13 protein-coding genes are annotated in these 12,873 nt (G+C 70.8%); 4 read left to right on the top strand and 9 right to left on the bottom strand.

Features of this window, described 5'->3' with window-relative positions; all coding sequences use genetic code 11:
* Positions 1 to 85 precede the first annotated feature (85 nt).
* Complete coding sequence (locus ACQBAS_RS06220) at positions 86 to 1,081, bottom strand: helix-turn-helix transcriptional regulator (RefSeq protein ID WP_427385483.1); 996 nt, start codon at positions 1,079 to 1,081, stop codon at positions 86 to 88.
* Positions 1,078 to 2,094, bottom strand: a complete 1,017-nt coding sequence (locus ACQBAS_RS06225; RefSeq protein WP_427385589.1) for a helix-turn-helix transcriptional regulator — start codon at positions 2,092 to 2,094, stop codon at positions 1,078 to 1,080. Before ACQBAS_RS06225 ends, ACQBAS_RS06220 begins: the two co-directional genes overlap by 4 nt.
* A 95-nt stretch (positions 2,095 to 2,189) precedes the next feature.
* Here ACQBAS_RS06225 and ACQBAS_RS06230 point away from each other — a divergent pair, with 95 nt between their 5' ends.
* The gene (locus tag ACQBAS_RS06230) at positions 2,190 to 3,287 is read left to right on the top strand and encodes a DUF3866 family protein (RefSeq protein WP_427385484.1); all 1,098 of its coding nucleotides are present in this window, start codon (positions 2,190 to 2,192) and stop codon (positions 3,285 to 3,287) included.
* A complete protein-coding gene (locus ACQBAS_RS06235) occupies positions 3,284 to 4,009 on the top strand; it encodes a type 1 glutamine amidotransferase (protein ID WP_427385485.1) in 726 nt (241 codons plus the stop codon). Before ACQBAS_RS06230 ends, ACQBAS_RS06235 begins: the two co-directional genes overlap by 4 nt.
* A 447-nt stretch (positions 4,010 to 4,456) precedes the next feature.
* Here ACQBAS_RS06235 and ACQBAS_RS06240 read toward each other — a convergent pair whose 3' ends face one another.
* The 7 genes from ACQBAS_RS06240 to dop all read right to left on the bottom strand — a co-directional run bounded on the left by ACQBAS_RS06240 (position 4,457) and on the right by dop (position 10,786).
* Positions 4,457 to 4,840, bottom strand: a complete 384-nt coding sequence (locus ACQBAS_RS06240) for an FKBP-type peptidyl-prolyl cis-trans isomerase (RefSeq protein WP_427385486.1) — start codon at positions 4,838 to 4,840, stop codon at positions 4,457 to 4,459.
* Between the two features lie 79 nt (positions 4,841 to 4,919).
* Positions 4,920 to 5,876, bottom strand: a complete 957-nt coding sequence (locus ACQBAS_RS06245; RefSeq protein ID WP_427385487.1) for an FKBP-type peptidyl-prolyl cis-trans isomerase — start codon at positions 5,874 to 5,876, stop codon at positions 4,920 to 4,922.
* Positions 5,877 to 5,955: 79 nt separating this feature from the next.
* Positions 5,956 to 7,341, bottom strand: coding sequence for a Pup--protein ligase (pafA, locus tag ACQBAS_RS06250; RefSeq protein WP_427385488.1), 1,386 nt, complete (start codon positions 7,339 to 7,341; stop codon positions 5,956 to 5,958).
* A gap of 3 nt (positions 7,342 to 7,344) precedes the next feature.
* Positions 7,345 to 8,193: a proteasome subunit alpha gene (prcA, locus tag ACQBAS_RS06255; RefSeq protein WP_427385489.1), complete on the bottom strand. Its 849-nt coding sequence runs from the start codon at positions 8,191 to 8,193 to the stop codon at positions 7,345 to 7,347.
* The gene (gene prcB, locus ACQBAS_RS06260; protein ID WP_427385490.1) at positions 8,190 to 9,014 is read right to left on the bottom strand and encodes a proteasome subunit beta; all 825 of its coding nucleotides are present in this window, start codon (positions 9,012 to 9,014) and stop codon (positions 8,190 to 8,192) included. The genes prcA and prcB overlap by 4 nt, the downstream gene beginning before the upstream one ends.
* Positions 9,011 to 9,217: a ubiquitin-like protein Pup gene (locus ACQBAS_RS06265; RefSeq protein ID WP_427385491.1), complete on the bottom strand. Its 207-nt coding sequence runs from the start codon at positions 9,215 to 9,217 to the stop codon at positions 9,011 to 9,013. Before ACQBAS_RS06265 ends, prcB begins: the two co-directional genes overlap by 4 nt.
* Before the next feature lie 54 nt (positions 9,218 to 9,271).
* Complete coding sequence (gene dop / locus ACQBAS_RS06270; RefSeq protein WP_427385492.1) at positions 9,272 to 10,786, bottom strand: depupylase/deamidase Dop; 1,515 nt, start codon at positions 10,784 to 10,786, stop codon at positions 9,272 to 9,274.
* Positions 10,787 to 10,862: 76 nt separating this feature from the next.
* Between dop and ACQBAS_RS06275 the strand changes: the two genes are divergently transcribed.
* Positions 10,863 to 11,837 (top strand): alpha/beta hydrolase, encoded by a 975-nt coding sequence (locus tag ACQBAS_RS06275; RefSeq protein WP_427385493.1) that lies wholly within the window; start codon positions 10,863 to 10,865, stop codon positions 11,835 to 11,837.
* 49 nt (positions 11,838 to 11,886) lie between these two features.
* Positions 11,887 to 12,873: a ribose-phosphate diphosphokinase gene (locus tag ACQBAS_RS06280; RefSeq protein WP_427385494.1), complete on the top strand. Its 987-nt coding sequence runs from the start codon at positions 11,887 to 11,889 to the stop codon at positions 12,871 to 12,873.

Genomic DNA, 12,873 nt, shown 5'->3' on the forward strand with positions numbered 1-12,873 from the left:
CACTCTACGCGCACTCGATGGGTGACTTCGCAGGCAGCAGTGGTGTGCGGACGAGTTCACGGAACGTTCAGCGGGCGGGGCGTGGTCAGCCTCGCTCGTAGGCGTCGAGGGCGTCCGCGGCTGCGGCCGCGACCTCCCGTCGGACCTCCGGCGGCGCCACGACCTCGGCTCGGCCGCCGAGCCGGGTCATCAGCCGGACGAGCCACCCGGTGCTGCTCGAACGCAGCGTGACCGTCACCGAGCCGTCGGGCGTGTCCACACGGGACTCGACCGGGTAGTACTCGGCCACCCAGGCCGCGGCCGGCTGGAGGTGCACCGTGACGAGGGCGTCATCCGCGTGGGCGGTGAACCCGCCACGGCTGAGGTCTCGTCGGGGTGCGCCCTCCGGGGGCACCCCTTCGACGTCCAGCACCTCGAGCGACTGGACCCGGTCGAGCCGGAAGAGCCGCGTGTCCTGGGCCCGGTGGCACCAACCCTCGAGGTACTGGTGGCCGTCGAGCGAGACCAGGCGCATCGGGTCGACGTCGCGCTCGGTGGCCTCGTCACGGCTGGGCACGAGGTAGACCATCCGGATGCGACGCTGCCGGGTGAGCGCGTCGCGCGCGGCGGCGAGGCGACCTTCGTCCACGGCCCCGTCCGGGGCGACATCAACGCGGGCCGCGGCATCGGCCAGGCTGCCGGCCGCCTCCTCGAGCTTGGCCAGCGCGCGCTCGATCGCGTCGCGGCTGTCGTCGCCGGGGACGGCCAGCAGGGCACGCAGGCCCACCATGAGGCTGAGCGCCTCGTCGACGCCGAGGTGGCGCGGACGGGCGATCGTCTCCGCGTTGCTGAGGTAGATGTGGCCGCTGTCCATCTGGACGTCGATCATCTCGTCGTGCATCGACCCATAGCCGCACATGAGGACGAGGTTGAGGTCGTCGACGAGTTGCTGCTCACTGACCCCGAGGCCGGCGGCGGCCTCGGTGATGGCGATCCCCTGGCGGTTGACGAGCCACGGGACCATCGTCAGCAACCGGGTCAGCCGCGAGGTGGCCGTCTCCGCGGGGCGACGGCGAGGAGGCTTGGCGGGGGTGGTGGTCATGCGTCGAGCTCCTCGAGGTGGGCGTCGCGGGCGCCGCGCAGCAGGTCCACGACGACATCGCGAAGGTCGGCCGGCGACTCGACGACGACGTCGGCGCCGTAGGTCGCGATCTCCTCGGCGGCGTCACGCAGGGAATGAATCTCGACGGACACGCGGTCGCGATCGGCTCCCGCAGTCCCCGGGTCCGTGTCCGGCACGGCACGGCGGCGCAGGGCATGACCGGTCCCCGGACGGACGAGCAGGACCGCCCGGCGGGCCTCCACGTCGGGCTCGCGACGGCGGATGTCCTCCAGCGGCTCGTGGTCCGCGGGCACCTCATAGCCCCCGGCCGTGCCCACCGGAACGGGGGTGGTCAGCACGCGGCTGAGGCGGTAGACGCGGGGAGCGTCCTTGTCCATGTCCCGCCCGGAGAGGTACCACCGGCCGCGCCATGACGTGAGGCGCCACGGCTCCACGCGACGCTCCGAGGGGCCACCCTCGGCGCTCCCCGAGCGATAGCTGAAGGCAATCGGCTGCTGGGCGAGCACGGCCGCCTTCGTCGCCTCGAAGGCGGGCTCCGTCGCCCGCAACTGCGGCTCGATCGTCGGCTGGGCCACGCCGTCCCCGGGCCCGTCGCTCGCGATGGTCGCGCTGAGCTTCTGGACGGCCTGGGAGGCGGCACCGGACTGGGCGGCGTGCGCCCATGCGCGACCGGCGAGGCCGAGGACCGCCAGCTCGTCGGGGGCGAAGGTGAGGTCGGGCAGGGCGTAGTCGCGCTGGTGGATGCGGTAGCCGGGCTCATCGTCGAAGAAGGAGTCGAGGTCCTCCGTCACGAGTGGGATGCCGAGCTCGCGCAGCTCGTCCTTGTCGCGCTCGAACATGCGGTCGAAGGCCTCGTCCGACGGTGCCTCGGCGTACTGCGGGACGACCTGGCGGAGGCGGGACTTCGGGAGCGCTCGACGCGTGGCGAGGAGGCACATCACGAGGTTCATCAGGCGCTCGGTCTTCGCCCTCGGTGTGTTGGCGACGGCCATGGTGCTCACTCCCCGCTGCTCGGCGTGGCGTCCGCGGTGACGGACGTGGTGACGGTACCCGACGGCGGGTGGCGTCGTCCCGATACCCTGCCTCGGTGATCCACTGGCGAGTCGGGACCGTGACCGCAGCCGTCCGGGCGTGGCCCGGCGCGGCCGAGTACGACGTGGAGGTGCCCGCGGACGACACCACGGTGCGCGCGCTGGCGTACACGGAGGTCGTGGGGACTCCCGTCGTCGGGGACCGGGTGCTGCTCAACGTCAGTGCCCTGCGCCGTGGGCTGGGCACCGGCGGCTTCGCGCTCGTCGTGGCGATTCCGGATCGTCTCCCGATCGACCCGCCGCCCGGCGACGGACACATCGTCAAGGCCCGCTACACGCCCCTTCAGCAGATGGTCCTGTCGGTCGACGAACAGGACAGCCCCGACCACGCCACTCTGGCCGCGGCCGACTCCCTCGACGGGCTCCCCGTCGTGTCCGCCGACCTGCACTCGGCGCTGCCCGCGATCCTCGCGGGCATCCGCGCCGACCGCCCCGACCTGAAGGTCGCGTACGTCATGACCGACGACGCGGCCCTGCCGCTCGCGTTCTCGCGGGCCGTGGCCGGTCTCGTCGAGGCCCGGTGGCTCCACACGACCGTCACGGTCGGGCAGGCCTTCGGCGGCGCCCACGAGGCCGTGACCCTGCACTCCGGACTGCTCGCCTGCCGCCACGTCCTCGGCGCGGACATCGCGATCGTCGCCCAGGGCCCGGGCAACGCCGGCACCGGCACGCCGTGGGGCTTCTCCGGCGTCTCCGCCGGTGAGGCGCTCAACGCCGTGACGACGCTCGGCGGTCGCGGCGTCGCCTGCCTGCGCGTGTCCGAGGCCGACGAGCGGCCCCGGCATCACGGGCTGTCCCACCACAGCGTGACCGCCTTCGGGCGGGTGCTGCTCGGGCGCGCCGACGTCCCGATCCCTCGGCTCGAGGGCGAGTTCGGCGAGCGCGTCGCGCGGCAGGCGCACGAACTCTGTGCGGGTGCCAGCGGCACCCTCACCCCCCACGAGATCGACATCAGCCGGCTCGGCGCGGCGCTCGAGGCGTCGCCGGTCCGCCTCTCCACCATGGGGCGCGGCCTGAACCGCGACTGGTCCGCCTTCGTCAGCGCGGCGGCGGCCGGCCGTCACGCGGCCTCCCTCGTGGGCGGTGCTCGATGAGCCCACTCCCCCGACCCCGCGTCACGGTTGTCCAGCACGAGGAGCACGTCCCGCTCGAGCGGCTGCAGTCGTGGCTCACGGACGACGCCGGCCTCGACCTCGACGTCCGGCTCGTCTCCCGTGAGACCGTCCCCGACCTCGCCGACATCGGCGACGGCCTGCTCGTCCTCGGTGGCACGATGAATGCGCGCGACGACGACCGGGCGCCGTGGCTCCCCGCTGTGCGCGCCCTGCTGGCCGACGCGGTGGAGGCCGGGGTGCCGACCTTCGGCGTGTGCCTCGGGCACCAACTGCTCGCCGAGGCCCTCGGCGGCCATGTCAGCGTCGCGGATCCGAAGGGGCCAGAGCACGGACCCGTGCGAGTCACCTGGTCCGACGAGGCCGCGAACGACCCCGTCCTGGGACCGGCCGCCGCGACGGGTGACGTCGTGCCGCAGATGCACGATGACGTCGTGGACATCCCGCCGCCCGGGGCCGTCGTCCTGGCGTCGTCGCAGCGGCACGCCGTCCAGGCCATGCGCGTCGGCTCGGCTCTCAGCGTCCAGTTCCACCCCGAGGCGGGCCCGGAGCTCATGGACGCCTGGGCGCAGAACCACGGCGCCCCGGCCGGCGAGATGGCGGCCCTGATGCAGCCCCACGACGACCGGATCGCCGTGCTGGGTCGCGCGCTCGCCGTGGCCTGGGGCGACGTCGTGCGCGCCCGCGCAGCGGGCACCGCCTGACCGGCCCCCAGTTATGGACACCTGATGTCCCAAACTCGGCCGAAGGGGGCCGTCCGCCCCAGTTAGGGACACCTGATGTCCCAAACTCGGCTCAAGTGCCCCGCCCGCCCCCAGTTATGGACACCTGATGTCCCAAACTCGGCTCAAGTGCCCCGCCCGCCCCCAGTTATGGACACCTGATGTCCCAAACTCGGCCGAAGAGGGCCGTCCGCCCCCAGTTATGGACACCTGATGTCCAAAACTCGGGAGAAGGGGGCCGTCCGCCCCCAGTAATGGACACCTGATGTCCCAAAACTCGGCCGAAGGGGGCCGTCCGCCCCCAGTAATGGACACCTGATGCCCAAAAATCGGGAGAAGGGGGGGGACGGGCACGGCGAAGGCCGCCACCCCGCGTGGGGGACGGCGGCCTTCGTGTCTCGGCGGAGGCCCGTCGAGGGACTCAGCGGGTCAGGAGACGCTGACGAGGTCCACGACGAAGATCAGGGTCTCGCCCGGCTTGATCGCGGCGCCGGCGCCACGGTCGCCGTAGCCCAGGTGCGGCGGGATGACGATCTTGCGACGCCCACCCTCCTTCATGCCGAGCAGGCCCTGGTCCCAGCCCTGGATGACCTGGCCGACGCCGACCGTGAAGGCCAGCGGCGCGCCGCGGTTCCAGGAGGCGTCGAACTCCTCGCCCGTGGAGTGGGCGACGCCGACGTAGTGGGCCTCGATCTGCTTGCCGGGGGTGGCCTCGGCACCGTCGCCGACGGTGATGTCCTCGACGACGAGCTCGCTCGGGGCGTCACCCGGGAAGTCGATCTCGGGCTTGGTGGTCTTGGGGTCGAACGGCATGTGTTGTCCTTTCGGTTCGTGCTGCTTCAGTCTTGCGATGTCAGTGTTCGGTGTACGAGGTTGCTGGTGTGGCAGGTGGTCAGGCCACACCGAGGATGTCGACGACAAAGACGAGCACGTCCGTGCCCTTGATCCCGCCCGACTCGTTGCCGGTCTTGCCATAGCCATCTGCCGGCGGCACGATCAACAGGACGCGGTCGCCCACCTTCTTGCCGATGAGGTCCTCGTCCCAGGCCTTGATGACCTGACCCTGACCCACGGTGAAGCTGAACGGGGTGCCGCGCTCGACGCTGGAGTCGAAGACCTTGTTGTTCTTGAGCGTCGCGCCCGTGTAGTGGACGTAGATCGTCTTGCCCTTTTCGACGGTGTCGCCGTCACCCGCGAGCAGGTTCTGGGCGATCGTCGTCTTCGGCGTCGTGAGGCCCTTGGGCATCGTGAAGGTCGCGGCCTTGTCGTCGGAGACCTTGACCGTCGGGAGCCCGGCCTTCGCGGCGACGGGCTTGCCGTCCGCCTTCTCCTTGACCTCGACGATCTTCTTGATGTCGGCGACGAGGATCAGCGTGTCCGTGGCGCCGATGCCGAGCTGCTCGCTTCCCGTGTCGCCGAACGCGTCGGCGGGGGCCATCGCGCTGACGATGCGCGAGCCGACCTTCTGGCCGGTCAGCGCCTTCTTCAGGCCCGGCATGAGCTGCTCGTTGGACAGGTCGAAGGTCGGGGCGATCTCGGCCTTGTACGTGTCGTCGAGCGACTTGCCGTCCTTGCCGTTGAGCAGCACGTACTCGGTCTGGACGATCTGCTTGTCGGTCGTCACCTCGCCGTCACCCTCGTCGATCACGCGAGTCGCGGACGTCTCGACGGTGAAGGGGGACGACGGGAGCTTGACGGTCGGAGCCTTGGTGTCGGATCCGCCCGACACCTCGATCTTCTCCAGCGTCTTCGCGCCGGGGTCGGTGTTGGCGTCATCGGAACCGCAGGCGGTCAGGGCCAGCGCGCCAGCTGCGAGAACGGCGACCGCTCGGAGGGACGTGGACTTCACAAGGAACCTCAATGGGCTTGGGGTGCAGGAACCGCGCCACCCTAACGCGCGCCGCTGTGCGCGGCCTGACCGTCGCAGGTCAGGCGTGTGTCTCGGCGCCCTCGCCCATCGCCCTGATGAGCCGGTCGACGCGCTCGTCGACGGCGGCGAAGGGGTCCTTGCACAGGACGGTCCGCTGCGCCTGGTCGTTGACCTTGAGGTGCACCCAGTCGACGTTGATGTCGCGGTGATGCTCCTTGGCGGCCCGGATGAAGTCTCCGCGCAACTTGGCGCGCGTCGTCTGCGGTGGGGTGCTGATCGCGCCCTGGATCTCCTCGTCCGTGCAGATCCGAGCCGCCCGACCGGCACGCTGCAGGACGTGGAAGACGCCGCGCTGGCGGTTGATGTCGTGGTACGCGAGATCGAGCTGCGCCACCCGTGGATCGTCGAGGTCGACGTCGTGCTTGGCGCACCAGGCATCCATGAGCCGGTACTTGATGATCCAGTCGATCTCGGTGGCGACGGGTCCGTGATTGCCGGTCTCCACCGCGGTGAGGGTGCGACCCCACAGGTCAAGCACGTCGCGCGTCATCGGGTCGTCGATGCCCTCGGCGTCGGCGAAGGCGATGGCGCGCTCGAGGTACTCGGCCTGGATCTGGAGCGGCGTGGCGTTCTTGCCGTTGGCCAGCCGCAGCGGTCGAGCGCCGGTCAGGTCACCGGCCGTCTCCCGGATCGCGCGGATGGGGTTCTCCAGGGCAAGGTCGCGGATCGGGAAGTCCGCCTCGATCATCTGGAGGACGAGGTGCGCCGAGCCGACCTTCAGCATCGTCGTCGTCTCGCTCATGTTGGAGTCGCCGACGATGACGTGCAGGCGGCGGTGCCGCTCCGCATCGGCATGCGGTTCGTCGCGGGTGTTGATGATCGGGCGGCTGCGGGTCGTCGCCGACGACACCCCTTCCCAGATGTGGTCCGCGCGTTGCGAGACGGCGAAGGTCGCCCCCTTCGACGACGGCACGACCCGTCCGGCACCGCAGGTGATCTGGCGGGAGATGAGGAAGGGCAGCAGCACGTCGGTGAGGTGCCCGATGTCGCCGGAGCGCTCGACGAGGTAGTTCTCGTGGCAGCCGTAGGAGTTGCCCGCCGAGTCGACGTTGTTCTTGAAGACGTAGATCTCGCCGGTGACCCCGTCCTCGTCGAGGCGACGCTGGGCGTCCGTCGCGAGGTCCTCGACGATCCGCTCCCCCGCCTTGTCCTGGATGACGAGGCCACGCACGTCGTCGCACTCGGCCGTCGCGTACTCGGGGTGGCTGCCGACATCGAGGTAGAGCCGCGCACCGTTGACGAGGAAGACGTTGCTCGACCGGCCCCAGGAGACGACCTTGCGGAAGAGGTAGCGGGCGACCTCGTCCGGGGTCAGCGTGCGGACCCCGTTCTGGGTGCAGGTGATGCCGTACTCGGTCTCGATCCCGAAGATGCGTCGCTGCACGGCTCAGGATCCCTGCGGGTCGGTGTCGGTGGCGGGCTGCTCGTGTTCCCGCTGAGTCTGGGGGTTGGTGGTGGCGGTGCCTTCGCCCGTCAGCTCGTCGTGGTGGCCGGGCACGGGTTCGTCGGCGCTGGGCACCGCCGAGGTCGGGTCATCCGTGTTGAGCAGGGCGCGCAGCAGGGACCCGGAGACGCGCCGGAAGGTGCGTCGCGGACGGCGACGGTCGAGGACCGCGACCTCGAGCTGGGCATCGGTCAGCGTGCGGTCCGCACCTTCGCCGGTCGCGTCGCGACCGAGCAGCGGCACGGCCAGTTGAAGCACCTCCGCCAGCGACATCCCCGGGCTCCAGCCCTCGGCGAGCCCGGTGGCGATGCCCTCGGCGGCCCCACCCATCGCGACGAATCCGTGCTCGTCCGCGACCGATCCGTCGTAGGTGAGCCGATAGATCTGGTCGGCGTCGGCGTCGGCGCCGACCTCGGCGACGACGATCTCGACCTCGTAGGGCTTGGACTCCTGGGTGAAGACGGTCCCGAGGGTCTGGGCATAGGCGTTGGCGAGGCCGCGGGCGGTGACGTCCGAGCGGTCGTAGGAGTAGCCACGCAGGTCGGCGTAGCGGACCCCCGCGACGCGCAGGTTCTCGAACTCGTTGTACTTGCCGACGGCCGCGAAACCGATCCGGTCGTAGATCTCCGAGACCTTGTGCAGGGCCCGGGAGTGGTTCTCGGCGACGAAGGCAATGCCACCGTCGTAGCCCACGACGACGACGGAGCGTCCGCGCGAGATCCCCTTGCGCGCGTAGTCGGCCCGGTCCTTCATGAGCTGCTCGGGCGAGACGTAGAACGGCATCTGGCTCATCGGGCACCCCCGTCCTCGCGGTCGTGACGCGCGAGCAGGTCGGCGACGTGCCCGGCCAGGGTGGCGTCGTCGAGGAAGCGGACGCCCGCGCTGTCGATGACGGCCACGGTGGGCCAGATCCGTCGATGGACATCGGGTCCGCCGGTGGCGGAGTCGTCGTCGGCGGCGTCGTAGAGCGCCTCGACGGCAGTCGCGACGGCCGCGTCCTCCGTCAGGTCACGATGCCAGCGCTTCTTGAGTGAGCCACGGGCGAAGAGGGAGCCCGAGCCGACACTGTGGTGGTCGCGCTCCTCGTAGCAGCCGCCCGTCACGTCGTAGGAGAAGATCCGGCCCTCGCCGCGGTTGAGGTCGACGCCGGCGAACATCGGCACCACGGCCAGCCCCTGCATCGCCAGGCCGAGGTTGCCCCGGATCATGGTGGCGAGCCGGTTGGCCTTGCCCTCGAGGGACATCAGGGTGCCCTCGATCTTCTCGTAGTGCTCGAGTTCGACCTGGAAGAGCTTGACCAGCTCGATCGCGATGCCCGCCGTGCCGGCGATGCCGACGGCCGAGTACTCGTCGGTCGCGAAGACCTTCTCCATGTCGCGGTTGGCGATGACGTTGCCCATCGTCGCCCGGCGGTCACCGGCGATGACGACTCCCCCTCGGTGGGCGAGCGCCACGATCGTCGTGCCGTGCGGTGCCTCGACCACCCCGGCCGCGGGCAGCACCCGACGCCCGGGCAGCAGCTCGGGCGAGTGTGAGCCGAGGAACTCGGTGAAGGAGGACGAGCCTGCCGCGAGATAGGCGGCTGGCAGGTGTCCCCCGCGGGCGTCGGTCACTGTCCGCCCTTCTGGACGAAGCTGCGGACGAACTCCTCCGCGTTGCTCTCCAGGACGCCGTCGATCTCGTCGAGGACGCCGTCGAGGTCGCTGTCGAGCTGCTCCTTGCGGGCGGCCACCTCGGGCGCCACCGGCGCGGGACCACCCTCCTCGTCGGGGCCGTTGTCACGGCGCTGCGGCCTGATCTGTTCCTGACCTGCCATGGTCGTTCACCTTCCTGCGAGGAGTGGTCCTCCGACCCTATGCGACCGGAGGTGTCACATGCCGTGGAGTCCGGCGAGGAGGGCGCCCACGTCGTCGCTCGCCTCGAGGACGGCGCCGACGTGGGCCCTGGTCCCCCGCAGCGGTTCGAGGGTCGGCACCCGCTGCAGGGTCGGGTGACCTGGCACGTCGAAGGTGACCGAGTCCCACGACGCCGCAACGACGTGCTCGGGGAATCGGGCCACGCACTGTCCGCGGAACCAGGCCCGGGTGTCCTCGGGCGGCAGGTGCACGGCGGCGGCCACCGTGTCGTCATCGATGAGCTGCGTCATCCGGCCGGCGGCCGCGATGGTGTGGAAGATGCCCTTCTCCGGGCGCACGTCCGACCACTGGATGTCGATGGCCCGCAGTCGCGGGTCGGTCCATTCGAGACCGCCTCGCTCGCGGTATCCCTCGAGCACAGCGAGCTTCGCCACCCAGTCGACGTCGCGGGCCGCGGACATCGGGTCGTCCTCGAGGAGCGTCAGCACGCGCGCCCACTGGTCGAGGACTTCGGTCGTGTCCGCGTCGACGTCGTCGCCCCACCGGTCGGCCACATGTCGGGCGGCCATCTCGTGGTGGGCCCACAGCAGCTGGACGGCCGTCATCCGGGTGCCGTCGGTGAGTTCGACCAGCTGACGACAGGTCGGGTCGTGCGAGACGGCGCGCAGTGCGGCCACGGGATTGCGCACGCTCAGGTCCCGGGTGATGGCCCCGTCCTCGATGAGCCGGAGGACGAGTGAGGTCGTGCCCATCTTGAGGAGGTTGGGGACGTCGCCGTGGTTGGCGTCGCCGAGGATGACGTGCAGCCGGCGGTACCGGTCGGCGCTGGCGTGGGGCTCGTCGCGGGTGTTGATGATCGGCCGCTTGAGGGTCGTCTCGAGACCCACCTCGACCTCGAAGAAGTCGCTCCGCTGGGCGATCTGATAGCCCGGCGTGCGGGACTCCTGACCGATCCCCACGCGACCCGAGCCGCACATCACCTGACGGGCGACGAAGAACGGGATGAGCCCCTTCACGATCGCCGGGAAGGGGGTCGACCGGCTCATGAGGTAGTTCTCGTGCGTGCCGTACGAGGCGCCCTTGCCGTCGGTGTTGTTCTTGTAGAGGTTCACACCGGGAGGCGTCTGCGCCAGGCGCCTGACGGCGTCGAGCATGATCAGCTCGCCGGCCCGGTCCCACGTGACGGCGCCGCGTGGCGTGGTGACCTCGGGCGAGCTGTACTCCGGGTGGGCGTGGTCGACGTACAGCCGCGCGCCGTTGGTGAGCACGACGTTGGCGAGGGTGGGGTCCTCCTCGTCGGTCAGCTGTGACGCGTCCGCGCTGCCGCGGGCGACGGCGAACCCCCGCGCGTCCTGGAGCGGCGCCTCCCACGAGTAGTCCCACGCGCCGCGTGCGGCACGCAGTCCGTGGGAGGTGCCGTAGGCGGTGACGACCTGCCCCGAGAGCACCATGGGGTTGGCGGTCCCCGGGTCACCGGGCACGGCGATGCCGTACTCCGTCTCGATGCCCATCACACGACGCACGGTCATCCCCTCACCCTAACGACGAGCACGGCGAACGCCACGGACCCGTGCGGCGACGCCGGGCATCGGCGAGGATGGCGGTATGAAGGCCCCACACCCCGGCATGTCCCCCGCGCTGACGGTGCTCACGACCCTCCTCGACAACGGCCTGCGCGGCTCGATCGTGGATCAGGACCTCGACGGAATCCGGCGCTCGCGGGCCCAGGTCTTCCCGGCCGTCCCGCCCTTCGCGTGGGTCACGGGCGCCCTCGACCGGCGGGTCACCACGCGGACCACCCGGGTGCCGGTCCGCGACGGACACGAGGTTCCCGTGCGGATCCACCGGCCGCGTGCGGATGCCGGCGCGCTCCCCGTGGTGCTGTGGTTCCACGGCGGCGGCTGGGTGCAGGGCAACCCGACGATGTACGACCCCCTGTGCACGCACCTGGCCGCGGAGGTCGGTGCGGTCGTCGTCGCGCCGGACTATCGCAAGGCGCCCGAGCACCCGGCGCCGCGGCCCGTGCAGGACGTCCTCGATGTCGCGGCCTGGGTGGTCGAGAACGCGGTCGAGCTCGGCGTCGACGCCACGCGGGTGGCGGTGGCCGGCGACAGCGCCGGTGGCAACCTCGCGGCGGTCGTCGCACAGGTCTGGCGCGATGCGGGTGACAGCCCGATCCGCCACCAGGCCCTGATCTATCCGGCGACCGACCTGACGCTCTCCTCGCCGTCGCTCGACGAGCACGCGCACGCCCCGATCCTCACCAAGGACGCGGTGCTCGCCTTCCACCGTCTCTACCTCGATGGCCACCCGCAGGACGACCCGCTCGTCTCCCCCTTGCTGGGCGATCTGGTCGGCCTGCCACCGGCCCTCGTCCAGACGGCCGACCTGGACCCGATCCGTGACGACGGGATCCGCTACGCACGTTCCCTGGAGGCTGCGGGGGTGCCCACGCGGCTGACCAATTACGTCGGCGCCCCACACGGTTTCGCATCGTTCCCCGGTGCGTACACCGGTGGTCGACAGCACCGTGCGGAACTCGTCGGCGAGCTCCGGACACACCTGCACCCCGACGCCTGACCTCGTTAGGCTGGCGGACAGCGACACCCCGACAGAGAGGTCCCAGCGGATGCGCGACATCGTCGTCTTCTCCGGCAGTTCCCACACCGAGCTCGCCGAGCGGATCTGCGCGGAGTTGGGGGTGCCGCTCTCCCCGTCGCGCACGACCCGCTTCAGCAACGACTGCCTCCAGGCGCAGCTCCTGGCGAACTGCCGACAGCGCGACGTCTACATCGTCCAGCCGCTCGTGCCCCCGACCCAGGAGTCGCTCATGGAGCTGCTCCTGATGGTCGACGCCGCCCGCGGCGCGTCCGCGGCCCAGATCACCGCGGTGATTCCGCACTTCGCCTACGCGCGCTCGGACAAGAAGGACGCCTCGCGCATCTCGCTCGGCGGTCGCCTCGTGGCAGACATGCTCGTCACCTCCGGGGTGGACCGGGTGCTGACGATGACGCTGCACGCCCCGCAGGTGCACGGGTTCTTCTCCGTCCCGGTGGACCACCTCACGGCCATCGGCATCCTCGCCGACCACTTCCGCGGCCTGGGCAACCTCGACAACTCCGTCGTCGTCTCCCCCGACCTCGGCAACGCGAAGACAGCCACCCAGTTCTCGCGCCTGCTCGGGTTGCCCGTCGCCGCCGGCTCCAAGCAGCGGCTGGCCGACGACCGGGTCGTCATCGACGCCATCGTCGGCGACGTGCGCGGCAAGAAGGCCATCGTCCTCGACGACGAGATCGCGACCGGTGGCTCCATCGTCGAGCTCCTCGACCGACTCAAGGACGAGGGCGTCACCGAGGCCGCGGTGGCGTGCACCCACGGACTGTTCACCGGGAAGGCGGTCGAGCGGCTGCGCAACCACCCCATGGTCACCTCGGTCGTCACGACCGACACCATCCCCCGACCGGCCGACTGGCCCGAGCTGCAGGTCCGCTCCGTCGCTGGCCTCTTCGCCGAGGCCATGGCCCGCATCCACGCGGGTGAGTCGGTCTCCAGCCTCTTCGACGGCGTCGACCCGACGCATGCCCCGCCGCAGCCGTCCCTCTTCGACAAGGCCTGA

The sequence above is a fragment of the Janibacter zhaoxuefangae genome, assembly GCF_050271985.1.
GTDB lineage: Bacteria > Actinomycetota > Actinomycetes > Actinomycetales > Dermatophilaceae.